The organism is Mesorhizobium sp. CA10, from assembly GCF_020165285.1.
Lineage (GTDB): Bacteria > Pseudomonadota > Alphaproteobacteria > Rhizobiales > Rhizobiaceae > Mesorhizobium.
In genome coordinates this window covers 153,236-178,758 of record NZ_JAIUHV010000007.1, presented here as the reverse complement: position 1 = coordinate 178,758, position 25,523 = coordinate 153,236, and the positions used below count along the sequence as shown (strand labels likewise).

15 protein-coding genes are annotated in these 25,523 nt (G+C 64.9%); 5 read left to right on the top strand and 10 right to left on the bottom strand.

The annotated features are described in order from the left end of the window. Position 1 precedes the first annotated feature (1 nt). Positions 2-505, top strand: a complete 504-nt coding sequence (locus LB535_RS16795) for a gluconokinase (RefSeq protein WP_224531855.1) — start codon at positions 2-4, stop codon at positions 503-505. 12 nt (positions 506-517) lie between these two features. Here LB535_RS16795 and LB535_RS16790 read toward each other — a convergent pair whose 3' ends face one another. The 3 genes from LB535_RS16790 to LB535_RS16780 all read right to left on the bottom strand — a co-directional run bounded on the left by LB535_RS16790 (position 518) and on the right by LB535_RS16780 (position 3,437). Then, positions 518-1,663: a hypothetical protein gene (locus LB535_RS16790; protein WP_224632998.1), complete on the bottom strand. Its 1,146-nt coding sequence runs from the start codon at positions 1,661-1,663 to the stop codon at positions 518-520. An 89-nt stretch (positions 1,664-1,752) separates the two neighbouring features. After that, on the bottom strand, positions 1,753-2,202 hold the full coding sequence (locus LB535_RS16785) for an RrF2 family transcriptional regulator (RefSeq protein WP_040984137.1): 450 nt from the start codon (positions 2,200-2,202) through the stop codon (positions 1,753-1,755). A gap of 248 nt (positions 2,203-2,450) precedes the next feature. Continuing rightward, positions 2,451-3,437: a sulfate ABC transporter substrate-binding protein gene (locus LB535_RS16780; RefSeq protein ID WP_224632997.1), complete on the bottom strand. Its 987-nt coding sequence runs from the start codon at positions 3,435-3,437 to the stop codon at positions 2,451-2,453. Positions 3,438-3,669: 232 nt separating this feature from the next. Here LB535_RS16780 and LB535_RS16775 point away from each other — a divergent pair, with 232 nt between their 5' ends. Together LB535_RS16775 and LB535_RS16770 are read left to right on the top strand one after the other, a co-directional pair. Continuing rightward, positions 3,670-3,942 carry an antitoxin gene (locus tag LB535_RS16775; RefSeq protein ID WP_095768922.1) on the top strand — a complete coding sequence of 91 codons (273 nt, stop codon included), beginning with the start codon at positions 3,670-3,672 and terminating at the stop codon, positions 3,940-3,942. After that, positions 3,942-4,340 carry a type II toxin-antitoxin system VapC family toxin gene (locus LB535_RS16770; protein ID WP_411969580.1) on the top strand — a complete coding sequence of 133 codons (399 nt, stop codon included), beginning with the start codon at positions 3,942-3,944 and terminating at the stop codon, positions 4,338-4,340. Before LB535_RS16775 ends, LB535_RS16770 begins: the two co-directional genes overlap by 1 nt. Before the next feature lie 15 nt (positions 4,341-4,355). On the opposite strand, the gene LB535_RS16765 is transcribed toward LB535_RS16770, so the two are convergent. From LB535_RS16765 to LB535_RS16735, 7 genes are all read right to left on the bottom strand, one after another. Then, the gene (locus LB535_RS16765; protein WP_140699331.1) at positions 4,356-5,396 is read right to left on the bottom strand and encodes a sulfate/molybdate ABC transporter ATP-binding protein; all 1,041 of its coding nucleotides are present in this window, start codon (positions 5,394-5,396) and stop codon (positions 4,356-4,358) included. 71 nt (positions 5,397-5,467) lie between these two features. Beyond that, positions 5,468-6,352: a sulfate ABC transporter permease subunit CysW gene (cysW, locus tag LB535_RS16760; protein ID WP_224544882.1), complete on the bottom strand. Its 885-nt coding sequence runs from the start codon at positions 6,350-6,352 to the stop codon at positions 5,468-5,470. Then, positions 6,345-7,196: a sulfate ABC transporter permease subunit CysT gene (gene cysT / locus LB535_RS16755; RefSeq protein ID WP_224632995.1), complete on the bottom strand. Its 852-nt coding sequence runs from the start codon at positions 7,194-7,196 to the stop codon at positions 6,345-6,347. Before cysT ends, cysW begins: the two co-directional genes overlap by 8 nt. Positions 7,197-7,286: 90 nt before the next feature. After that, entirely contained in the window at positions 7,287-8,315 is a 1,029-nt protein-coding gene (locus LB535_RS16750; RefSeq protein WP_224632994.1) for a sulfate ABC transporter substrate-binding protein, read from the bottom strand. Positions 8,316-8,481: 166 nt separating this feature from the next. Further along, a complete protein-coding gene (locus LB535_RS16745) occupies positions 8,482-9,456 on the bottom strand; it encodes a M15 family metallopeptidase (protein WP_224632993.1) in 975 nt (324 codons plus the stop codon). Position 9,457: 1 nt separating this feature from the next. Continuing rightward, positions 9,458-11,563 carry a penicillin-binding protein 1C gene (gene pbpC, locus LB535_RS16740; protein ID WP_411969579.1) on the bottom strand — a complete coding sequence of 702 codons (2,106 nt, stop codon included), beginning with the start codon at positions 11,561-11,563 and terminating at the stop codon, positions 9,458-9,460. A gap of 109 nt (positions 11,564-11,672) precedes the next feature. Further along, the gene (locus tag LB535_RS16735; RefSeq protein ID WP_224632992.1) at positions 11,673-17,153 is read right to left on the bottom strand and encodes an alpha-2-macroglobulin family protein; all 5,481 of its coding nucleotides are present in this window, start codon (positions 17,151-17,153) and stop codon (positions 11,673-11,675) included. Positions 17,154-17,430: 277 nt separating this feature from the next. Between LB535_RS16735 and LB535_RS16730 the strand changes: the two genes are divergently transcribed. Together LB535_RS16730 and LB535_RS16725 are read left to right on the top strand one after the other, a co-directional pair. Further along, a complete protein-coding gene (locus tag LB535_RS16730) occupies positions 17,431-19,359 on the top strand; it encodes an autotransporter assembly complex protein TamA (RefSeq protein WP_224632991.1) in 1,929 nt (642 codons plus the stop codon). A 2-nt stretch (positions 19,360-19,361) separates the two neighbouring features. Next, positions 19,362-25,415 carry a translocation/assembly module TamB domain-containing protein gene (locus LB535_RS16725; RefSeq protein WP_224632990.1) on the top strand — a complete coding sequence of 2,018 codons (6,054 nt, stop codon included), beginning with the start codon at positions 19,362-19,364 and terminating at the stop codon, positions 25,413-25,415. Positions 25,416-25,523 lie beyond the last annotated feature (108 nt).

Genomic DNA, 25,523 nt, shown 5'->3' with positions numbered 1-25,523 from the left:
CATGAACGATCTTCGGACGGCGCCCGCCATCGTCGTCATGGGCGTTGCCGGCTGCGGCAAGACCGCCGTCGGCGAGGCGCTCGCCAAGGCGCTGGGCGCCGACTTCATCGAAGGAGACCTGCTGCATCCGCCGGAGAACGTGGCGCGCATGGCGCGCGGCGAGCCGCTGACCGATGCGTTGCGCGCCGGCTGGCTCGACGCCATAGGCGAGCGTATCGCGACCTCGGTTGCCGATGGGCGGAAGGCGGTGGCGGCGTGCTCGGCGCTGAAGCGAAGTTATCGTGACCGGCTGAGCCGCTTCTGCCCCGGTATGGTCTTCCTCTATCTCAGGATCGATCGGGAGACCGCCTGGCGGCGCGTCGCCGATCGCAAGGGCCATTTCATGCCCGCCAGCCTGGTCGACAGCCAGTTCGCCACGCTGGAGGAGCCTACGGCGGACGAACAGGCGGTAGCGGTCGACGGAACGCGAAGTGTAGCGGGAATCCTGCAAGAGATCATCCGCTAGATCAGTTGGTAATCAGGCTTCGTCGTTGCCGATCGCGGCTTCGGCTGGCTGCTCGGTCAGCCGCACGGCGCTCGACCAGGCCATCATCTGTTCAGGACAGAGTTTGAGCGTCTCCAGCATCCGGTCGCGCTTCGACAGGATAAATCCTGCCTGAACGACGAGGTTCTTCCCTGCCGTGTCCTTGGCAGGCGATGCGGGCGCCTCTGGCGTCGCGCTCAGTTCTTTGACGATCGCCCTATACTCGCGAAAGGGCGCCGTCTCGATGGTCGCCATATGAAACAGCGCAGCGCCGGCGCGCGCGGCGAAGTTTGCCGGCGCCGAGGCGAGGTGGGTCCAGCCGCGCTCGCCCATGGCGGCCTCGGTGAAGGCGGAGCCGGCATAGACGGTGTTGGTCATCAGCACCACGCCGTTTTCTTTCAGCACCTTCTGGATACGCGTGGTGACCTGATAGGCGTCGGTGCGCTCAAAGACGATCCGGCTTTTCAGGAAGCGGTTCTCGAGCCTGACCAGCGGCGGGTTGATCACGCGCAGGCCGAACATGCTCGGCGAGAAGCCGTGGTAGCGTGCGCTCACCTGATGGGCATCGACGCCGGCCTCACGCAGGGCGCGCTTGCCCATGATCGTCTGCGCCGTGAACTGGTCGCACCACACGATGGCGCCGCGCCCGTTGCGCAGGGCTTGTTGCAGAGCCTCGAGGCCTTCGAGTCGGATCGCCGGCGACCAGCGCCAGCCGGCGACGAGATGCGCCGCAAGCGTCAGCCGCCGGCGGTGAACGGCGGCGAGTTGCGCCTCGAACATGCTTTTCGTGTCGACGGCATCGCCGAGCACGGCCTTCACCGCGACGTCGTAACGGGCAAACTCCTTGCGGAAGTGGCGCTTGCGCCTGAGCCTGGACACCCAGCCGCAGATCGAGCTCCACCAGGAGACCGGCAGCATCGCCGCGACGCCGAGATAGAAACAGGACAACAGGCTCTCGCGCGGATCCCGATTGGTGAAGCGACGCAATTTGCCGGGGCGCACAACCTTGCGGCTGAAGAAGCGAACGGACTCGCCGCGCTCCGGCACCGGCACGTCGGCCGTGATCTCGGTGTGATAGATGTCGTTCGACGATGGTTGCCGGCTGGCCTTACGGGAATTGCCAAGCCAAGGCAGCCTCATGCGTCAGAGCCCCGTTTCATCCTCCAGCCGCTTTACTGCGTGGAAAGCAGACAAGCAACCGACGGGACTGCCGTCAGGGCCGGGTCGCTTCAAATCTGAGAGGTGAGCTCCGCCGGGAAATCGTCGTTGTCGGCGTCGCGCATGGCGGCGAGGCTGCGGTTGTCGAGCACCTCGGCGATCGCCTGGCGCACTTCCAGCATCATGTGGCGGACCTGGCAGGTTGCCTCGTCGCAATCCTCGCAGCGCTGGTATTGCGTGCGGCTGGCGCAAGGGATCGGCGCCAGCGGCCCGTCGAGCACGCGCACGACATGGCCGATCTTGATCTCGGAAGCGGGACGGGCGAGGCGGTAACCGCCTTCCTTGCCCTTGCGGCTCTGGACGAAACCGGCATTGCGCAACTCGCCCAGGATCGCATCCAGGAATTTCTTCGGGATGTTGTTGGCGACGGCGATGTCGTTGACGAATGCAAGCTGGCCAGCCGGCAGGCCGGAAAGATGCACGAGGGCCTTGAGGCCGTATTTGCCTTTTTTGGTCAGCATGCCCGATTCAGTTCATCAACCCCAATGCGCCTGCATCTGGCGGTTGTTTGTGTGCAAATCATGACAGTTTGACCGCCTGACGCCGCCTGGCCCAATAATTCGCACCACAGCTTAGGCACAAACGCGTTGATTCTTCGTAACGTTTTTCACATTGGGGGTTGGGATTTCCCCGCGAACTCATGCAGCCCCGCTTACATGAAGAAAGCCGGCAAAGCCGGCTTTCTTGCTCTTTCTGATTGCGGAGCTTTTCAACGGCTGCCGTAGGCCTGATCGAGCAGCCCGCCGGCGGCGAAATGCTCTTTCTGCACCTTGTCCCAGCCGCCAAAGACGTCCTCCACGGTCAGCAACCGGACATCGGGGAAGTCCGCCTTGTGCTTGGCGGAGACCGTCGCGTCGCGAACCCGCAAGCCGTTCCCGGCGGCGATCTCCTGGCCCTCCGGCGTGTAGAGGAAGTCGAGATAGGTCTTGGCGAGATCGCGGCTGCCATGCTCGTCGGCGACCTTGTCGACGACCGCTACGGGGAACTCGGCCAGCAGGCTGACCGAAGGCGTGACCTGCTCGAACTTGTCGTCGCCATACTCCTTGCGAATGCCGCGCGTCTCCGACTCGAAGGTGATCAGCACGTCGCCGATCTCGCGCTGGACGAAAGTGGTGGTGGCGGCGCGGCCGCCGGTGTCGAAGATCGGCACGTTGTTGAAGAGCTTGGTGATGAACTCCTTCACCTTGGCGTCGTCGCCCTTGAAGGCTTCCTTGGCGTAGGCGGTGGCGGCGAGATAGGTGTAGCGCGCATTGCCGGATGTCTTCGGGTTCGGGAAGATCACCTGCACGTCCTCGCGCACCAGATCGTTCCAGTCCTTGATATGCTTGGGATTGCCGGCGCGCACCAGGAACGACGGCAGCGAATAGAAGGGCGAGGCGTTGTCCGGGAAATTCTTCTGCCAGTCGGCCGAGACGAGGCCCTTCTTGACCAGGAAGTCGACATCGGTGACCTGGTTGAAGGTGATGACATCGGCGCCAAGGCCTTCGGCGATCGCGCGCGCCTGCGCCGAGGTGCCGGCGTGCGATTGGTCGATCGCGACGCCGGGGTGCTTGGCGATGAAGGCCTTGTTGATGTCGGCGAACAACTCGCGGCCGACATCATAGGACGCATTCAAAAGCTTGTCGGCCGACCAGGCTTGGGAGGACGCGAGGACGAGACCGGCAACAGCCGCAATGCCGAGCAACAGACGCTTCATGAAAACGGGCTCCAAGGAAAATATGGCAATGGCTGATGATAGCCGTGGCGCTGTTGAGCGGCGAGACACGCGCGCCGGCTAGACGGCGTCAGGGGAGAAAAGTCACCGCCGGAACAGTCGATTGTTAGGATTTCTTTCCAGCAAGAGTCATCGTGGAGCGATATCCATAAGCAAAAGGATTGCTCTTCGGCGCCTTGGCATATACATATGGCATATACAAGGGAATGCCGTGATGAGCCAACAACGCCATGCAGCGACGCCGCCGAAGGAGGCAAAGCTGTTTCGCAACAACCGCAGTCAGGCGGTGCGGATTCCAGTCGAGTTCGAACTCCCCGGCGACAAGGTCCTGATCAGCCGCGAGGGCGACCGTCTTGTCATCGAGCCCATTCGTAAATCAGGTCTGACGGCGCTGCTCGCCCAGTGGGCGAAGGAAGCCCCGCTCGGTCCTGAGGATGACTTCCCCGAGATCAAGGATAGTCCCGTCGGACCCGAGGACATTTTTTGATGCGGTTCATGCTCGACACAAGCATCATAAGCGACATGATCCGAAACCCAGGCGGCAAAGCCGCCGGCGTCATGGCGCGCGAGGGAGACGCTGCCGTGTGCACCAGCATCGTCGTCGCTTCGGAACTGCGGTATGGCTGCGCCAGGAAGGGATCGGCCAAGTTGCTCAAGAAGGTCGAGGAACTGCTGGCCGAGATTCCGGTGCTGCCGCTCGATGTGCCGGCGGATACCGAGTATGGCGCGCTGCGCGCCGAACTGGAAGGCAGGGGCGAGACCATCGGCCACAACGACCTCTTTATCGCTGCTCACGCCTGCGCGTCAGGTTCCACGCTGGTGACAGCCAACATGGCCGAGTTCAGCCGGATCGGTAAGCTGAAGCTCGAGAACTGGTTGGAGTAGCGCCGGGCGCGACGATCACGCCGCCGGGAAAAGCTTCCAGCGTCGCGGCCTGAAAGCCACCCGGCTCTTCTGCGCCGCGGGATGGTCGACCGGCAGCTCGATCTCGACGCGCTGGCGCTCACCACCGATCTCGAGCTCGACGCGCCTGGTGCCGGCGACGCGGCGGCTGGCGGCAACCGTGCCGGCGATGCAGCCGCTGCAGCCGTCGACCAGGTCGACGTCATGCGGACGAAAGTGGAGGACTGCCTCGCCGGACGGCGCGTGCGGCGCCGAGAGCCCGATCGGCCGGTCGGCGATCCACACCTCGCCGTTCTCGACCTTGACCGGCAGCGAGCTCGACTCGCCGATGAAGGAGTAGACGAAAGGCGAGTTCGGTGTGTCGTAGATATCGTCGGCGGTGCCGACCTGCTCGATGCGGCCCTGGCTCATGACCACGACGCGGTCGGCGAGCTCCAGCGCTTCTTCCTGGTCATGCGTGACGAAGACGGTCGTGTGGCCGGTGCGGTCGTGGATCTCGCGCAGCCAGCGGCGCAGCTCACGGCGAACCTGCGCGTCGAGCGCGCCGAACGGTTCGTCGAGCAAAAGCACCTTGGGCTCGATCGCCATGGCGCGGGCGAGCGCGACGCGCTGGCGCTGGCCGCCTGAAAGCTGAGCGGGGTAGCGTTTCTCCAGGCCCGACAGCTGGACGAGATCGAGCAGTTCCAGCGCCCGGCGGCGGATTTCCTGCCCCGACGGCCTTGCGGCGCCGTGCCGGACCTTCAGGCCGAAGCCGATGTTGTCGGCAACCGTCATGTGGCGGAACAGCGCGTAATGCTGGAAGACGAAGCCGACATTGCGCTCCTGGATCGACTTCTGCGAGGCGTCCTCGTCGCCGAAGAAGATCGCGCCCTTGGTCGGCCGTTCCAGGCCGGCGATGAGCCGAAGCAGAGTCGTCTTGCCGGAGCCGGACGGCCCGAGCAGCGCGATGAGCTCGCCAGACCTGATGTCGAGCGATACGTCGTGGAGCGCTGGAAACCGCTCGAACTCCTTGCGCACGTTGACGACGCGAACTTCCATGCAAATCCCTCGGTTCGTTGATGCTGTCGGTGTTCCCAAACTGCCAGGCACTCTCGGGCGACAGGTAGTGTTCAGTGTCCGCGTGTCGCGGCAAGCTCGGCGCCGTAGCGCATCTCCAAAAGCGTTTTCAAGACCAGCGTCACCAGCGCCAGGCCGGCCAGCAGCGAAGCGACGGCAAAGGCGCCGACGGCGTTGTATTCGTTATAAAGGATCTCGACATGCAGCGGCATGGTGTTGGTGAGGCCGCGTATGTGGCCCGAAACCACCGAGACCGCGCCGAACTCGCCCATAGCGCGCGCATTGCACAGAAGCACGCCATAGAGCAGTCCCCATTTGACGTTGGGCAGCGTCACATACCAGAAGGCCTGCCAGCCGCTGGCGCCCAGCGAAAGCGCCGCCTCTTCGTCGCCATTGCCCTGTTCCTGCATCAGCGGGATGAGCTCGCGGGCGACGAAGGGGAAGGTGACGAAGATGGTGGCCAGCACGATGCCGGGCACGGCGAAGAGGATGACGATGCCATGCGCCTTCAACCAGGCGCCGAGCAGCCCCTGCGCGCCGAAGAGCAGCACATAGACCAGGCCGGAGATGACCGGCGAGACCGAGAAGGGCAGGTCGATCAGCGTGGTCAGGAACGCCTTGCCCTTGAATTCGAACTTGGCGATGGCCCAGGCGGCAGAGATGCCGAAGACGACGTTGAGCGGCACCGAGATCGCCGCCACAAGCAATGTCAGACGGATGGCGGAGCGCGTATCGGGGCTGGAAAGGGCTTCCGTGTAGGCGCCGATGCCTTTGGCAAGCGCCTCATGAAAGACGACGATCAGCGGCAAAAGCAGGAAGACCGCGAGGAAGGCGAAGGCGATGGCCATCAGCACGGCCTTGACGGGCCGGCTTTCGGTCACCGCGGCCGACTGGCTCTCGTGATGCGGCTCGTAGGATTTGATCTCGGGATCAGCCATAGCGCTTGCGGCTCCATGTCTGGACGAGATTGACCACCAAAAGCATCACGAAGGACAGGGCCAGCATGATCGCGGCGATCGCAGTCGCCGCCTCGTAATTGTATTCCTCGAGCCTGATCACGATGAGAAGCGGCGCAATCTCGGACTTGAAGGGCAGGTTGCCGGCGATGAAGATGACCGAGCCGTATTCGCCGACGCCGCGCGCGAAGGCGAGCGAGAAGCCGGTGATGATCGCCGGCGCCAGGCCTGGGAAAAGCACCCGGGTGATGATCTGGAAACGGCTGGCGCCGAGCGTGGCGGCTGCTTCCTCGACCTCCTTGTCGATCTCTTCCATGATCGGCTGGACGGTGCGCACCACGAAGGGCAGGCCGATGAACACCAGCGCGACGACGATGCCGAGCGGCGTGTAGGCGACCTTGATGCCGAGCGGCATCAAAAGCTCGCCGATCCAGCCGTTCGGTGCATAGAGCGTGGTGAGCGCGATGCCGGCGACGGCCGTTGGCAGGGCGAAGGGCAGGTCGACCATCGCGTCGGCGATGCGGCGTCCAGGGAAGCGGTAGCGGACCAGCACCCAGGCGACGATGGTGCCGAACACGACGTTGACGACAGCCGCCAGGAAGGCGGTGCCGAAGCTTATCTTCAGCGCGTTGAGGGTGCGTCGGTCGACGGCGATCGCCCAGAAATCGGCCCAGCCGAGCGCTGCCGAGCGCCAGACCAGCCCCGAAAGCGGGATGAGTATGATGAGCGTGAGGTAGGCAAGCGAGAAGCCGAGCGTCAATCCGAACCCCGGAATGACACTCGGCTGTCTGAATCGCCACCCCGCCTTGGCGGGTGCTGTGGTCATGCTGTCCTGGATCGTCCTTTTATTCAAACCGGAATGGCTCCGCGCAGTAGCATTCGGCCGGGACGCCCGTGAGGCTCCGGCCGTCCGTCCTCACTGCGCCGGTTTGTAGATCTGGTCGAATATACCACCGTCGCCGAAATGGTAAGGCTGCGCTTTCTTCCAACCGCCGAATTGCGGGTCGTCGATGGTGACCAGCTTGATTGCCGGTAGCTTAGAAAGATCCTCGGTCGGCACCAGGTCGGGCTTGGCCGGGCGATAGTGGTTCTTGGCGATGATGGTCTGCGCTTCCTTGGAATAGAGCCAGCCCAGATAGGCCTCCGCGACCTTGCGCGTGCCCTTGGCGTCGACATTGGCGTCGACGACCGCGACCGGCGGCTCCGCCAGGATCGAGGTCGGCGGGTAGACGATGTCGAAATTGTCGGCGCCGAATTCGTCGAGCGCGAGATAGGCTTCATTCTCCCAGGCGATCAGCACGTCGCCCAGGCCCTTCTGCGCGAAGGTCACCGTCGAGCCGCGCGCGCCGGTATCGAGGACCGGAACATTCGCATAAAGCTTGCCGACGAACTCCTTGGTCTTGGCTTCATCGTTGCCGTCATTGGCGTTTGCGTAGGCCCAGGCGGCAAGATAGTTCCAACGGGCGCCGCCGGACGTCTTCGGGTTCGGCGTGATCACCTGGACGCCGTCCTTCACCAGATCGCTCCAGTCATGGATGCCCTTGGGATTGCCCTTGCGCACCAGGAAGATGATGGTCGAGGTGTAAGGTGCCGAGTTGTTCTCGAACTTCGAGCGCCAATCCGGGTTGATCTTCTTCGTCTTCGAGACGATGGCGTTGATGTCGCCGTCGAGGGCCAGCGTGACGACGTCGGCGTCAAGGCCGTCGATCACCGCCCTGGCCTGCGCGCCGGAACCGCCATGCGACTGCTGGATGGTGACTGTTTCGCCGGTCTCAGCCTTCCAGTGCGCGGCAAACGCCTCATCATAGGCTTTGTAGAGTTCACGTGTCGGGTCATAGGACACATTCAGAATGGTCGTATCGGCAAACGCGAAACCGAGCGTGCCGAACTGGACAGACGTGGCGACCAGCGCGCCGAGCAGTTTCCTGAAATGAGGTTTGGTCATTCCGGCCTCCGTTGAACTGCACGAACTCTACCGAGTTTATAGAATTTAGATGCATTGAATGTTGCCTTTTTCATCTCCTCGAAGCAATTTTTCGCCGAGCTTGGGGCGGTTGAGGAAATAACTTCCTCAGCCAGCGGCCGCATGGCTCTTCATCCGCCGGCCCTAATTAGAAGCGGTCAGGGTGATGACAACCCCAGGGCGCCTCAATTGGCGTTAACCGGGAAATCGAAGCGCTGTTTTGGGAAAGGCTCTTGGCCAGGGTGAAGTGCCACCATTCGCGCGCATAGTTGCGAAAGCCGGCGGCGCGCATTGCGATCAGCAGCGTCTTGCGGTTTGCGGTGGCTTCGGCGTCGATCAAGGCGCTGGCGGTTTCGCTCTTTGGGTCAAAGCAGTCGAAACCGGTGCCGAAGTCGAGCGTGTCGCCGTCCGGCGCACCGCAGGCCGGATGAACCGCGCTTTTATTGCCGGGCTCGGCGATGGCAAGGTCCACCGTCGAACCTCGAGAATGGCTGGAGAACTCGCCGATATAGCCTTTGGCGATGAGATCGCCACGCTCCGCGGTCGGATACCATTGCGGGTCAGGCCGGCCGCCTTCTCTTGTCCACCTGCCCATATCGGCAACCGCTCGCGCGGGGCGGTAGCAGTCGAAGACGACCAGCGTCAGGCCTTTGGCGGTCATGGCTTTCTGGACGCTGGACAGCGCCTTCGCCGCCTGCGCGGTCAGGATGCAGACCGGCGCGTCATAGCCGTCGGCTTTGCGGTGCAGGAAATTTTCCACGCCGGCGTAGCGAATATCCTGGCGAATGGTCGGGTCGATTTCGGCCAGCCTGACGAAGCCGGCGGGGAGGGGATCGGCGCGGACTGAGAGAGGGCTCGCGATTGCTAGCGCAAGCGCTGCGAAGAATGCTCTCGACAAAAGTCGGTGCGAGGCACCCCCCTCTGCCCTGCCGGGCATCTCCCCCTCAAGGGGGGAGATTGGCAGTTTCGGCGCTGGGCCCGCCTTTCCAACTTTGAAGATTAGCGAAGGCCACGAAGCGAATAATCTCCCCCCTTGAGGGGGAGATGGCCGGCAGGCCAGAGAGGGGGGCCTCGCGCCGGATATCACGCCGAGAAACGCAATCCCCTGAATCGCTTGCCACATCCTATTCAACGAAAACCTTCACGCTCGCCGCCCGCCCAACAGCGTCGATCACCGTCAGCGTCGAATAGCCGGTGCCGTCGGGTTGCCAGGTCGCGGTGCGGCGGCGGTCGATGCCGGCGAGCGGCTTGCCGTTGGCGAGCCAGCGGAACGGCGCCCGGCCGCCTTGCAGCTTCAGCACCAGCGGCGTGGCCTCGGCCGAATTGGTGCCGAGGTCGACGCGGGCGCCGTTGGGCGGGAAGATGATGGTCGGCGCCGGCTCGGTGGCGGTGGCCTGCACCAGACCGTCGGCGCCGGCGCCGAAGCGGGCGAGCGTCACCGGCAATTCATCGCGCTTGGGGTTGAAGACGCCCGGCGGCCGGCCGGGCAGCGGCACGCCGGCAAGACCGGAACGGACGAAGCCTTCGAACAGGATGGGTGCTGCCGAGACATAGCCCGACAGGCCGGGGACAGGGCTGGCATCGGCGCGGCCGACCCACACACCTAGCACATAGCGGCCGTCGAAGCCGACGGACCAGGCATCGCGATAGCCGTAAGAGGTGCCGGTCTTGTAGGCGATGCCGCGCTGCATGGCGCCTTCCGGCGGCTTCACGCCGGACAGGATGTCGTTGATCTGCCAGGCCGCCTGGTCGTCGAGAATGGTGGCGGTGATGCGCTCGGCATTGGCGGGCTCGGTGCCGTCACGCAGCGTATGCATCTTGCCGCCATTGGCGAGCCCCGTATAGAGCTGCACCAGGTCGCGCAAGGTCACGCCGACGCCGCCAAGTCCGATCGCCAGGCCCGGCGCTTCGTTGACTGGCAGGATCGGGTTGACGCCTGCCTGGCGGAAGCGCGCGGTGAGCCGCGCGGGGCCGACCGCGTCGAGCACGCGGATCGCTGGCACGTTGAGCGACAATTGCAGCGCCTGGCGGATCGAGACGTCGCCCTGGTAACCCATGTCGAAATTCTTCGGACGGTAGCCGCCGAAATCGGCGGGGCTGTCCTCGATGATCATCTCCTGCGCCACCAGCCCCTGCTCGAAGGCCAGCCCATAGATGAAGGGCTTGAGCGTCGAGCCGGGTGAGCGCACGACCTTGGTCATGTCGATCCAGCCGGAGCGGCTGGCATCGAAGAAATCGGCCGAGCCGACCTCGCCCAGAATGTCGCCGGTGCGCGCATCGGCCATGACCATGGCGACGGAAAGTTTCGGCCCGAGCTTCCTGGCGGCATCCCTTGCCACCTGTTCCAGCCCCTGCTGCACGCTTTTGCGGATGGTGAGCTGCAGCGGCTTGCCTGGCACGGCCCTGGGCAGCATGGCATAGGAAGCATGCGCGGCCAGCGCCGGCAGTTTTCTGCGCAGGCCGGAGACGTCGTCCAGCGCGGCGCGCGCGGCTTCGCGTTCGCCGAGCAGGCCGGCCGAGACCATGCGGGTGAGCACGCGGTCACGTGCGGCGTGGGCGATGTCGAGGTTGCGGTCGGGCCGGCGCTTTTCCGGCAATTGCGGCAGGGCGACGAGCAGGGCCGCTTCCGACACGGTGAGCCGCTTCGGCTCCTTGCCGAAATAAGCAAGCGATGCGGCGCGAACACCTTCGAGATTGCCGCCATAGGGTGCCAGCGTCAGGTAGCGTTCGAGGATTTCCTGTTTGGTGAGCCGCCGCTCGATCTGGATGGCGCGCAGCATCTGCTTGAGCTTGGAGCCAAGGCTGCGGCTGTCGCGCGGCTCGATCAGCCGGGCGAGCTGCATCGATAAGGTCGAGCCGCCGGACACGATATGCCCGCTGGTGACGAGCTGGCCGGCGGCGCGGCAGAGCGCCAGGAGGTCGACGCCGCGGTGGTCCCAGAAGCGCTTGTCTTCATAGCTGACCAGCATGTCGACGAATTGCCTGTCGACCTGGTCGAGCCGGGTCTCGAGCCGCCAATAGCCGTCGGGCGTGGCGAAGGCGCGCAGCAGCTGACCGTCGCGGTCCTGCACCTCCGTCGAGACCGTCAGCTTTGCCGGCAGCGGCGGCGGGAAAGCGCGGTCGAGCTCCCAGAGCGCAGCGACCGAAAGCGCCGCGAAGCCGGCGAGGCAAAGGCCTGCGATCGCGGTGCGTCTGAGAAATTTCCTGGAAAGCATGGCGCTGACCTTCATCCGCCTGCCCGTCCTTCGCAGCAGCTACGCTGCAGCTTCGGACGGTGAACCGGTCCCTTCTCCCGGTATGGAGGCGGGGAGAAGGGAGACATCGGCGATCTTGTCATCGCTACTCGGCCTTCACCTCCATCACGCCGGTGGCGGTGCGGGCCGAATATTGCGGCCGGTACATGTCCTCCACCGTCGCCGCCGGATGGGCGTAGGTGCCCGGCGTCACGGCGCGCACGACGTAGGCCAGCGTGATGTTGCGGTCGCCGTCGCCTTCGTTCGGATTGAAAGCGGCGACGAAGCGGTCGTTGCGGAACTCAAGATGTGCGGCGTCGGTTTGCGCCAGCCAGGAGAAGTTCGACAATTGCGCGCTGGAAACCAGGCTCGGATTGTCGATCTCGAAGCCGGCCGGCAACAGGTCGGTGATCAGGAGCCGCGACGGCCATTTGTTCTGCTCATAGACCTTGAGCACGACCACGTAGCGCTCGTTCTGCTTGGCCTCGGTGACATTGGCCTCGGTGCCGTCGAGCTTGTAGTAAGTGCGCGCGATGGTGAAACCGTCGCCGCCGGCCGGCAGCGGCTCGACCGGCGCGGCGACCGCGGTCACCACCGCCTGCAGCGGCGTCGCGCCGGTATTGGCGATGGTGAGCGGGCTGTCGACAAGGTTGCTGCCGGCGACCTGGTCGGAATAGCCGCCCGAGTGCGGCGCACCGTTGACGGAAAGCGTGATGGAATCATTGCCTTCCTTCAGCGCCCGCGCGGCCAGTAGCATCCAGGATTCGTCCTGCGTGCTCGTCCAGCGGGCGTCGGCGCGTGCCACTCCCACCAGCTTGATGAGCTGCGGCATGATGCTCGGCACCGGCTTCGATTCCGCCGCCAGCGCCAGCATCGCCGCGCCGTCACGCAACCGCGAGCCATAGTCCGAGCGGTAGTAGTCGTAGTCGGTTTCCGACTGCGCCAGCCTGAGCGCCGTCTGGAAGGTGGCTTCCGAACGCTGCGCGTCGCCGTAGAGCGCCAGGCTCGCCGCCAACTGGGCGACGGCCATCGGGCTGGAGAAGGCTTCGAGCTGCGTGTCGGCATAATAGCGCAGGTCGCCGATCGAGGCCTTCTTGTTGCGGGCGAGCACGTAGAGCGCATAGGCGATCTCGCTGCCCTTGTCCTGGACGTCCTGGTCGTAGCCGAGTGCGTTCTGCAAGTTGTTGAGCGCCTGGTTCATGGCCAGCGCCGGCACATCGTACTTCTGCTCACGCGCCCGGGTCAGGAACTCCGTGACATAGGCGTCGAGCCACAGATCGCCGGAGCCGGGGCCCCAGAGGCCGAAGCTGCCGCCTGCCGCCTGGTAGGACAGCACCTTGTAGATGGCATCCTGGATGCGCCCATGCAGGTCCGGATCGCTCTCCATGCCGATGCTCTTGGCCATGTCGTTGACGTAGAGCAGCGGCATGGCGCGGCTGGTGGTCTGCTCGGCGCAGCCATAGGGGTAGCGGTCGAGCGACATCAGAAGCGACGGCACGTCGAGCGCGGACGACTGCGAGACGCCGACGCTGACCGAAGCGCCGTCGAGCACGCTTGCGGCAAGCAGTTCCTTGTCGACGCGCAGCGAGCCGCCATTGGGCTTCAGGTCGACAACCATGCGGTTGGTGACCGGAAGCTGCGCCGGGCGCACCGGCAGATAGAGCGTCTGCTCGACTTCCGTGCCATCGGCATGCGCGAGCTTGACCGTGACCGAAGCGTCGCCCGCGGTCTTGGCGACCAGCGGGAAGCTGAGCGACTGCCGCTTGCCCTGGGCGAGCGTCAGCTTCTCGGGCAGTGGCGTGTCGCCGGTCGACAGGTCGCCGGTCGTGGTGACCGAGAGTGCATAGTCGCCGGCCGGGCCGTCGGTGTCGGCGATGTCGAGGCGCATGGTCGCCGCATCGCCCGGCGCCAGGAAGCGCGGCAGGCCGGCGGTGATCACCACCGGATCGCGAACGATGACGTCGGTCTGGGCATGGCCGACCGCATCTTTGGTCCAGGCGACGGCCATGATGCGCACGGTGCCGTTGAACTGCGGAATGTCGAAATCGACCCGGGCCTTGCCATTGGCATCGAGCTCGACCGGGCCGGAGAAGAAGGCGACCAGCTTTTCCGTCGGCGGGCTGCCTTGCGCCTGCATGTTCGCCCCATCACCGCCGGTGCGTATCTTGCCCATGGCGCCGAGCGAGCCGTCGATCAGGCGCCCGTAGAGGTCGCGGATCTCCAGCCCCAGCATGCGCTGGCCGAAGAACCAGTCCTCCGGATCGGGCGCCTTGTAGTTGGTGAGATTGAGGATGCCGACATCCACGGCAGCCACCATCACATAGGCATTGCTGCCGGCCTGAGCGCCGCTGACGGCGACCGGGATCGACAGCTGCTGGCGCGGCACGGTCTTTTCCGGCGGCGTCAGGCTGACCGCCAGCTTCTTCGAGCCAGGATCGACTGACAGCCATTGGATGCCGATGGCGCGGGCAGGCATGCGCGATTCCTGCGCGTCGCCGGGCCGGAACAAGGTCGCCGTGACATAGGCGCCGGCGCCCCAGTCATCGCCGACGGGGATGTCTACGGTGCTGCCGCCGGCCGGCACCGAAGCGGTGACGGTCTTCAGCAGCTTTTCGGCACCGATGGTGACCAGAAGCTCGCCGGCAAAATGCGGCGAGACCTTCAGCTTGGCGACTTCGCCGGCGGCATAAGTGTCCTTGTCCAGCGCGATCTCCAGGCCGTCCGGCGTCTCGGTGGTGGTGGAGGCGACGTACCAGCCGGCGTCGAACTCATAGCTGGTCGCTGGACCGTCGGGATCGGCGGTCTCGACCTCGAGCCGGTAGCGGCCCCAATCGACGGGCAGCGACACCGTCGCCTCGCCATCGGCCTTCAGGTCGACCGCGCCGTTGGCGACGGCCTTGGTGAGGCTGACCGCTTCGTAGTTCCACGAATTGTTGGAACGGTACCATTGATAGTTGCGCTCGACCTTGACCAGCGACCACTGCGCGACCTTCAGGTCTTCGCGCTTGCCGTTCGGGTCGACGGCAATGATGCTGAACTTGGCGGTGCCGCCCTGCGGCACCTCATCGCCCTCGAAATCCGGGCGGATGCCGATGACGTCGCGCTGCGGGCGAACGCCGATGTCGAGCGAGCGCTCGACGGCGCGGCCGCCGGCCTCGCGCATGCGCACGGTGACCTTGGCGTTGACCAGCTTGGTGGTCGACGGCAACTGGTCGATCGTCACCGGGAAAGTCGCCTTGCCGTCATCGCCGACCACCGGAAGGTTGGCGAGAGGCGTCACGGTCGGCTCGCCCGACTGCTCGTCGGCCAGGCCGAAGGTGAAATCCTTGAAGCTGTCCCAACTGCTTGTGGTCGACAAAGTCAGCTCGCCTTCAAGCGCGAGGCCCGCGGCCGGCGCGCCATAGAGGAAGCGGCCGTCGACGGTGGCGTTGGCGGTCTCGCCCTGGGCGATCTCCTTCTTGTCGGCGGTCAGGTCGAATTCGATGCGATCCGGCACGAAGTCTTCCACCAGGAACATCTGGCTGGCGACCGGTGACTGCTTGGGATCGGTGTAGATCGACACCGTCCAGGTGCCGCGCATGGCGTTGGCCTCCAGCGGCAGGTCGACGGCGTGGCCGCCGGCGGACTCGCCATTGCTGATTATGCGGCGGTTCTCGACCCCGTCTGGACGTGTGAAGATGAAGGTGAGCGGCAGGTTCTCAACCGCTTTTGCCGCGCCGTCGCGGGCGAGGGCCGCGACGTGAACGTCCTCGCCGGCGCGGTAGATGCCGCGCTCCGTCCAGGCATAAACGTCGAGGGTGCCTGGCGAGGCGCGCCCCTCGACGCCGCGATCCGACAGGTCGAAGCCGGCCTTGCCCATGTCGAGGAAGACGAAGTCGTTGTCGCCCTGCTTGGCCATCAGCACGGCCGGCACCATGCCGTTCTCGCCGCGGGTGAGGCCCGGATTGAAGACGGCGTGGCCCTCGGCGTCGGTGGTCGCCGTGCCGAGAATCTCGTTGTTCCTGGCAAGCAGCGTCAATTCGGCGCCGGAGATCGGCTTGGCCGAGCCCAGCGAACGGGCAAAGACGTTGAGGCCGTCCTGGCCGGTATAGGTGGAAAGGCCGATATCGGAGACGACGAACCACTGCGTGGCGCGTGAACCATAGTCGTCGCTCTTGTCGTCGACCGGCTGCGCGGTCAGCACATAGACGCCGGGCTTGCGCTGTGGGATCGCCTCATCCACCGGGAACGAAGTGGTAACCTCCTTATTGAGATCATTGGCGATTTCGAGCGTGCCCGACCAGACGGGCGAGCCCATCTGGTCGGAAATGGTGGAAATGTCATAGCCGTCGAGCTGATGCAGGAACTGATAGCCGGACAGAAGCTGCGCCAGCGAACGATCGCCAATGCGATAGAGCGTCATCTTGGCGGCGTTCATGTTGACAGTGACGACCGGGATGCCGCGGCGCGCCCCGGCCGGCAGCACGAAGCTGTCGCCGGTGAAGCGGGCGGAGGGAGCGCGGTCCTGGACGTAGATCGACAGCACGACGGGCGCGGCGATCGTCTCGCCGATCGCCGACGGCAGGCCGGCGCGGAAGGTCACGTCATAATGCTGGCCGTGTTCCAGGCCTTCGACGCAGATCTGCTTGTCCTTGGCCTCGACGGCCTTGGGCGCGGCGTTGTCCACCGTCACCAATTGCGAATAATCGACCCCGGTCTTGACCAGTTCCTCGGAAAACTGGGCGCAGATGCGCGGCGAGGAGGAATCGGCGTCGACGGTGTGCTCGACGACGCGAAAACCCTTGCGCGCCTTGAGGTCGGCGTAGTCGGCCTGGACAGCCGGCGAGCTCACCAGCGCAAGGCTCGCCTCATAGGCCTGCAGCGAGGGCCTGTAGAGGTCGCGCTTGTCGAGGCCGGCGCCAAGCAGCGCCAGCGCCTCGGCACGGGTCTTTGCCGTGCGCACCAGCTTGTAGGCGTTGAAGGCCGCCGAGGTGACATTCATCGGCAAAGTCGAAGGTTCGGTGGTGTTCGACGCCGGCTGCACGGCAAGCGTCTCGCGCGCCAGCGCCAGCCACAGCGCGCCGTCATCGGGCAGCACCGAAACCGCGGCCTGGTATTTCTGCATGGCAAGACGATGGTCGCCGGTAAGCGACGCCTGCTCGGCGGCGGCCTGCAGGGCTGCAAGCCCTTCGGTCGGCTTGTCGTATGCCGGATCGGTCAGCTTGTTGCGAAACTGCTGGGCCTGGTCGGCCATCCAGTTGGGGAAAAAAGCCAGTGCCGGCGGAGCGCCGATATCGGGATCGCCGTCGACATCGGCGACCTTGCCGGCGACTGCGCCGGTGAAGGATTTCAACTGGTTATAGTCGGATTTGAGAAAACACCATTTGGCCTTGGTGTTGTAGGTGAAGGCGCGGCAGGCCTGATCGCCGAGACATGCGGTCTTGCACTGGTCGAGGCTGACATTCTGCTCCGACCTCAGGTCGAAGCCGAAATAGTCGGAATTATCGGTCGTCACGATTCTCCGGGCTTCGGCCGCAAAGGCCGCTCCGCCCAGGGCGAAAAAGATGAGAAGAAGCAAAGAGAGACCACGAGCCGCGCGCATTGCCATACCACCCTCCAGACATCGCCAGCGTCCGGGCATGATCAAGCTTCGTGCAGGCTTGTCAACGCCGGAGCGCCGCAGGTTTATCACCCGCGAACGGTTTCCCTGCCGGCCAAAGGCCGGTATTTCGACACAACCTCTGTGAGACGGATCACACATTCTTGCGAAAATGCAAAAGGTGTGAATTCCAAGCCCGGTCTATTTCAGACAATTGGATTGTGGCCCCTTTACGAACGTTGCGGAACTTCATTCCAATTTTAGTTTTGTCGACTAGGTTGTCTTAATGCCGGCGCATGAAACGCAGATGTCAAAGGGGGTCGCGCCAGGGCGCGGGCTCCCGCGCGCTCTGCTTTTGGCGCTCGTCTGCTCGACCGTGCTGACTGCCGAGGTACGGCAGGCGGCGGCTTTCGAGATTTTCGGCATCAAGCTTTGGGGCTCGTCCAAGGACGAGGATGCCGACATCGTCGATCCGCTGCGCTACTCGGTGACGATCAATGCGCCTGATGCCGACAAGGATCTGATCAAGAGGCTCGAAAACGCCTCGGCGCTGAAAAATGACGAGGATCATCCGGTGTCGGGGTCGCTCGGCCTGATGGCCAAGGCACGCGGCGACCGCGAACAGCTCGTCGCCGCCCTCTACGCCGATGCTCGCTACGAAGGCGTGGTCACCATCACGATCGAGGGCAAGTCGATCGACGAATTGCCGCCGGATGCCGAGTTCAAAGGGCCACAGCCCATTCCGGTGGTCATAACGGTTTCCCCCGGGGCGAAATTCACGCTTGGCAACATCCGCCTGAAGGGCGATGCGGCCGGGTTGGCGGCAGCCGATTTCGGCCTGATCGCCGGCGGCGATGCCGGTTCAGGCGCGGTGCTCAAGGCCGAACTGCTGATCGTGCGGGCGCTGAAGGAAGAGGGCAGGCCTCTTGCCAAGGTCACGAACCGCGAGATCGTCGCCGAGCACACCAGTTCGACGCTGGACGTGACGTTGACGGTGGCCGCCGGCCCGGTCGCCGGTTATGGCGACACGACGGTCGAGGGCACGGAAAAGGTCGATCGCGACTTCACCGAATACATGACCGGGCTGAAACGGGGCCAGCAATATTCGCCGCAGGAGATCGACGATGCGCGCGACCGGCTGCTCGGGCTAGAGGTCTTCAACAGCGTGACGATCAAGGAAGGCGACAGGCTCGACGCCAACGGCAACATTCCGATCGGCGTCCAGGTGAGCGAGCGCAAGCCGCGCTATTTCGGCGTCGGCGGCAGCTTCTCGAATACCGAAGGCCTGGGGCTCGAAGGCTATTGGGGCCATCGCAACCTCTTCGGCCAGGCGGAGAAGCTGCGCATCGACGGCTCGATCAGCGGCATCGGCAGCAACAGCCTTTCCGCGCTCAACTACAATGCCGGCGTCATGTTCGAGAAGCCGGGCGTGCTCGGGCCGACATCGAAATTCTTCACCGGCGTAAAGACGGTGTTCGAACACCCCGATGCCTACGACCATTTCTCGGTCAAGGGCGACGTCGGCGTTTCCTACGATCTCGACAAGAAACAGCGGGTGTCGGCCGAATTCGACCTCGATTATTCGAGGATCACCGACGCCTTCGGCAAGCATACCTATCTGATCGCCAGCGTGCCGCTGCAATATGTCTATGACAGCCGCGACAACAAGCTGAACCCGACCAGGGGATTCCGATTCTTAGCCTATGCCGAGCCGAGCTACGACATATTGAATGGCGCGACGTTCCTGAAGCTGAAGGGCGAGGGCTACACGTACCAGTCGCTCGACACGGCAAGCCGGTTCGTGCTCGCCGAGCGCGCGACGCTGGGCTCGATCGTCGGCACCGGGCTGCAGAACGTGCCGGCCGACCGTCGCTTCTATTCCGGCGGCGGCGGCTCGGTGCGCGGCTATGCATATCAGGGCATCGGCCCGAAGGATATCAACGGCCAGCCGATCGGCGGCCTCTCCTTCTTCGAGACCTCGGTCGAGATGCGCATCGGCATCACCGACACGATCGGCATCGTGCCCTTCGTCGATGCCGGCACCGTCTCGACCAAATCCTTCCCCGATTTCTCGAATGTGAAGGTCGGCGCCGGCGTCGGCCTGCGCTATATTACTCCCTTCGGGCCGTTGCGCATCGACGCTGCCGTGCCGCTCAACCGCGATCCGGGCGATCCGCATTTCGGCATTTATGCCGGCATCGGCCAGGCGTTCTGACGATGAAGATGGTCTGGCGCATTGTCCGTATCTGCCTCTACGCGCTGCTTGTGCTGCTCGTGGTGGCGATCGGCGCGCTTGTCGTTCTGACCGGCACCGAAGGCGGCCGCCAGAATCTTGCCGGCCTGATATCGAAGATGGCTTCGAACGAGGACCGCAAGGTGACGGTCAGCGGCATCGAAGGCATCTGGTCGGGCGCGCTCAGGGTCGACCACATCGTGCTGGAAGACCGCGCGGGCCCCTGGATGGTGGCGCGCAAGGTAGCGCTCGACTGGTCGCCGGCGGCGCTGCTGTCCTGGAATTTCGATGCCGATCACTTAGCCGCCGAGCGCATCGAGTTGGCGCGGCTGCCGCAGCCGAGCCAGCAGCCATCGCAAGGTGGCTCGTCCAGCCTGCCGGTGTCGATCGACGTGAAGCAGATCGACCTGCCGGAGATCGCGCTTGGACAGGAGCTTGCCGGCAGCGGCATCGCCGAATTGGCCGCCAAGGGTTCGCTCAAGGCCGATCCGTCGCCGCTGGCGATCGAAAGCGTGCTCAACGTCAGCCGCCATGACGGCAAGCAAGGCAATGTCGACGCCAAGATCCACTTTGCACCGGCCGACAACAAGCTCGACCTCGACCTCAAGGCGTCGGAGCCGGCCGGCGGCATCATCGCCAATTTGCTCAAGCTGCCGGATGCGCCGCCCGTCAACATCGTCGTTTCCGGCGGCGGGCCTTTGGCCAACTGGAGCGGCGTTGGCACCTTTATGATCGACGGCCGGATCGTCAGCCAGCTGACCGGTCGGCACCAGCTCACTGACAAGGGCCACCGCATCGAGGCCAAGGGCGACGGCCAGTTCGAAGAGTTCCTGCCGGAGAAGATAAAGGCTTTGTTTGCCGGCAAGACGAGCTTCGACCTCGCCGGAACGGCGACCGCGTCGGGTGGGATCGATATCGAGCAGGCCATCATAGAGAGCGATGCGGTGCACGGCACTGCCACCGGCAATGTCGATCCGAAGGGCGCCAGCAACCTTGCGGTCGAGCTCTCCGCAAAGGAGAAGCCGGTCACCGTCGATGTCGGCAACAGCGCGGTTCCGATCCTGGTCGCGGTCGAAAAGGCCACGGTGCGCGCCTTCGGCGACGGCAAGGCGCCGATGGTCGATATCGGCACGTCGCTTACTTCGGTCGCCGTCGGCGGCACGCAGCTCAACAATATTACGGGCGAGATCCACTCCGACGGCTTCGACATCGAGACCGTTAGCGGCCCGGTCGCCATCAGGCTCGCGGCCGCCGGCCTGAAGACCGATGTCGCGACGCTGGCGCCGCTGGTGACCGGCAAGCTCGCCGCGGACCTTTCCGGCACGATCAGCCGGGAGACCGTGACCATCGACAAAGGCACCTTGCGCAGCGATGCGCTCAATGCCGGGCTGACGGCAAATGTGGCGCTGGCCGATTTGTCGATGACGCTGAAGATGAATGCCGACGCCGTCTCGAAGGCATTGCCGCCGCAGATCAGCTCGCTGCTTGGCGAGCGGGTGAAGTTCTCGGCCACCGCCACACGCGATCCGCAAGGCGCGTTCGCCGCCAACTCGCTGGAGATCAGCTCGGGCTCGCTCAGCGCCAGCGGTACCGGCAGCATGCAAGGATCGGATATCCAGGCCAGCGTCAAAGGCACATTGGGCGATGTCTCGCCACTGTCGTCGCTCGCCGGCACGCCGCTTGCCGGCGGGATCAATTTCGCGCTGACCACGAGCGGCCCGCGCTGGGCGCCGGATTTCTCCGTTTCAGCAGACAGCGCCAGCCTGACGGCCGCCGGCCGCACGGTGAAGGACATCAAACTCTCGGCCAAGGGCAAGGCCGACATCGCCAACCCGTCCGCCGAAATCTCGCTGACGGGCAGCGCCGAGGGGCAGGCGCTGGACATCGCAGCCTCGCTGGTGACGGCCGACGGCAAGCGCTCGATCAGGGGCCTCAGCCTGGCGCTTGGCGACAACAAGGTGTCGGGCGATCTCGCGCTCGACGACAAGTTCCTGCCGCTCGGCACGCTGACGCTTGCCGTGCCCGACATCGGACCGCTTGCGGCGCTCGCAAATCAGAGCGCGACCGGCGATATCAACGGCACGATCGCCTTCGCCAAGGACGGCGAGGCGCCGACTGTCACCATCAATGCGGCCAGCAAGTCGATCGCCCGCGGCGATCTGGCGGCGAAAGCCATCACCATCAACGCGCTGATCGCCAACTACCTGAAAGGGCCGGCGATCTCAGGCACGATCAAGGCCGATAGCGTGACCTCCGGCGGCACGGTCATCAGCGGCATCGGCATCGATTTGAAGCGCGACGGCGATTGGACGAACTTTACCGGCGGCGCCACGGCGTCCGGCATTCCGGCCACTGCCACCGGCCGGGTGAAGATCGCCAACGGCACGACGAGCGTGGAAATCGCTTCCGGCGAGGCGACGGTGCGCGGCATCAAGGCGGCCATCGCCGAGCCTTCCAGCCTCTCCATCGCCAATGGCGTGACCGCCATCGAGAAGCTCGCGCTCAATCTCGGCGGCGGCTCGGCGACGGTTTCCGGCAGCGCCGGTCAGGCACTGGACCTGACGGCAAACCTCGCCAACCTCCCGTTGGCACTCGCCAATGATTTCGTGCCCGGCCTCGACGGGGCCGGAACGCTGGAAGGCACGGCACACGTCACGGGTCCATCGTCCAATCCCGACATTCAGTTCAGCGCGAAGGTGGCGGGCGCCGAAACCAGCCAGACCCGCCAGGCTGGGCTCGGGCCGCTGGATCTGGACGCCGCGGGCAGCTACACGCTGGCGGGCGGCGTCGCCCTGGACCACGCCACGCTTTCGGGCGAAGGGATTTCAGGCAAGGCCGCCGGCACCCTCAACCCGAACGGCGCCAGCGATTTCTCCCTCGACCTTACCTCGTCCGGAGCCAGCCTGCCGTTGACGGTCGGCAGCGCCCAAAGCCCGGTCAAGATCGCCGTCCGGTCCTTGTCGGCAAAGATGGCGGGCGAAAGCACGCAGGCGCGGCTCGATGTGTCCGCGATCCTGCCTTCCATTGCCGCCAGCCAGGCGACGGTCGACGGCCTCACCCTGGCGCTGCACTCGGATGCCTTCGACCTCAAGGGACGGGCAGGTCAGGTTTCCGGCACGGTGTCGGTGGACAGGATCGGCCTCGACAATCCGACGATCGCGCCGCTGATCGCCGGCAAGGTCACGGCCAAGGTCAATGGCCGCCTGACGACCGATGCCGTTGCCGTCGACAGCGGCTCCTTGAGAAGCGATGCGCTCAACAGCCAGGTCGCCGGCCGGATATCGCTGGGCGACGGTTCGGTCGACCTCAATATGAACGCCAATGTCGCCTCTTCAGCCTTGCCGGCGGCGGTGCGCGGCATGCTTGGCGAGAGCGCTGCGTTGAGCGCCTCGCTGAAGCGCGATGCCAATGGCAATGTCAATGTCGACGGGCTGAAGCTGAATTCCGGCGCGCTCAGCGCCGACGGGCAGGCGAGCCTTGCCGACGGCAGGTTGGCCGCCGGGATCAGAGGCGCATTGAGCGATGTTTCGGGGCTGTCGAAAGACGCCAAGGGCGCCATCGCCTTTGTCTTGAACGCGCAAGGCCCGGTCACCACGCCGGACCTGTCGATGACGGTGAGCAGCGACCGGCTTTCCGTGGCGGCGCGCGAGATCACGGGACTGAAGCTTACGGCCAGCGGCAAGGCCGATGCCGCCAATCCGGCGGCCAATGTTGAACTCACCGGCAATGTCGCCGGGCAGAATCTGCAAGGCAGCGCGGTGCTCGCCACGACCAATGGCAGCCGCGCGATCAACGGACTTTTGCTGTCGCTCGGCCCGAATAAGATTTCGGGCGATCTCGCGCTCGACGACGCCTTCGTGCCGGTCGGCACCGTTTCGCTCGACCTGCCCGATATCGGGCCGCTGGCCGCGCTGGCGCTGGAAAAAGCCGAGGGCAATGTGCGCGGCACGATCGCTTTTACCAAGGCAGCCAACGGGCCCAATGTCGCCGTCAAGGCGAACACCTCCGAGATCAAGCGCGGCGATCTCTCCGCCAGGAATGTCGCCATCGACGCGCAGATCGCGAATTACATGGCAGCACCGGTTATTGCCGGCACGGTGCGCGCCGAGAGCGTGACTTCCGGCGGCACCGCCATCACCGGCATCGATGTCGACCTCAAGCGCGACGGCGACTGGACCGGCTTCTCCGGCGGCGCCACCGTCAAGAACATCCCGGCGAAGGCAGCCGGCCGGGTAAGGATCGCCAACGGCACGACGACCGTCGAGCTCGCGTCGGGCCAGGCGACGATGCAGGGCATCAAGGCCGCGATCGCGCAGGCCTCGACCGTGACCATCGCCAACGGGGTGACGACGCTCGACCGGCTGGTGCTGAATCTCGGCGGCGGCACGGCGACGGTGACGGGCAAGGTCGCGCAGACGCTCGACATCAACGCCAATCTGGCTCGGGTGCCGATCTCACTCGCCAACAGTTTCTCGCCAGGTCTCGACGCGGCCGGCTCGGTCTCGGGCACGGTCAAGGTCACCGGCCCGCCGGCGACCCCATCGGCGGCCTTCAAGATCGACGCTTCCGGCGTGCAGACCTCGCAGACGCGCGGCGCCGGCCTCGGCGGCATGAATGTGTCGTCGTCGGGAACCTTCGTCGGCAACAAGCTCGCTTTCGATGCCGACATCAGCGATGGCGCCGGCCTCGGTCTCAAGGGTGGCGGCACGGTGGCGACGGCAGGCACGCCCACCTTGGCGCTCGACTTCAAGGGCAAGGTGCCGTTTTCCTTCCTTGCCGCCAAGCTCGCCGCGCAAGGTCTGGCGCTCAACGGCACTGCCAATGTCGATGTGCAGGTGCGCGGTCCCGCATCCGCGCCGGTGATCAGCGGCAAAGTCACGACATCCGGCGCGCGCCTTATCGATGCGCGTTCCGGCCTGGCGGTCAACGATATCGACGCCGACGTTTCGATCGGCGGCGGCGTCGCCAGGATCAATCGCTTGACCGGAAAGCTGTCGACGCGCGGCAGCCTGTCGGCCAGCGGCACGGTGGGCATCACGCCGGCGCAAGGCTTCCCGGCCGACCTGTCGATCAAGCTCAGCGATGGCCGCTACACCGACGGCCGGGTGGTGACCGCCAATCTCGGCGGCGACCTGACCGTCAAGGGGCCGCTAGTCTCGGCACCGGTGATCGCCGGCACCATCAATCTGGCGAGGACGGTCATCACCGTTCCGGACAAGCTGCCCGGGTCACTCTCGGAACTCAACGTCAAGCACAAGAACGCGCCACGCGCCGTGCGGGCACAGGACAAGGCGCTGCGCCCGCCAACGTCCAGCGGCAGCAGCAAGGGCGGCAGCGGCCTGACGCTTGACGTGACGGTCAACGCGCCGAACCAGATCTTCATCCAGGGCAGGGGCGTCGACGCCGAGCTCGGCGGCTCGCTCAAACTAACCGGCCCGGCGTCGTCACCGCAGGCTGTGGGCACTTTCACCTTGCAGCGCGGACGGCTAACGATCCTTGCAAAACGGCTGACATTCACGGAGGGCACGGTCGGGTTCCAGGGATCGCTGGTGCCTTACCTCAATCTCACCGCGACCACCACGACAAGCAGTGCCACCGTGACAATCGTGGTTTCCGGCGAGGCGACCGATCCGAAATTCAACTTCTCCTCGGTGCCGGCGCTGCCCCAGGACGAGGTCCTGGCGCAGCTCATCTTCGGTCAATCCATGTCCAGACTGTCACCGCTGCAGATCGCCCAGCTCGCCGACGCCGCCGCGCAATTGGCAGGCGCCGGCGGCACGACCTCGCTGCTCGACAACCTGCGCAACGCAATCGGCGTCGACGATCTCGACGTGACGACGGACGAGAAGGGTGGCACCGCGGTTTCGGCCGGCAAATACCTTAACGACCGCACCTATGTGACCATACAGAAGGGCGACAAGCCGGGCTCCGGCAAGGCCACGATCGACCTCAATGTCGGTCGCGGCGTGAAGCTGCGCGGCGAGGCCAATGATGCCGGCGAAGCCAAGGGCGGCGTCTTCTACGAACGCGAATATTGAGGCCGCGCCGGCGCTTCTGTGTCTGCCCAGCAGGCTGACCGCCGCGGGGACGGGGCCGTTATCCGTATAAAATGTATTGATTTAATCGCCCGCAGCGATTTTTTGGGA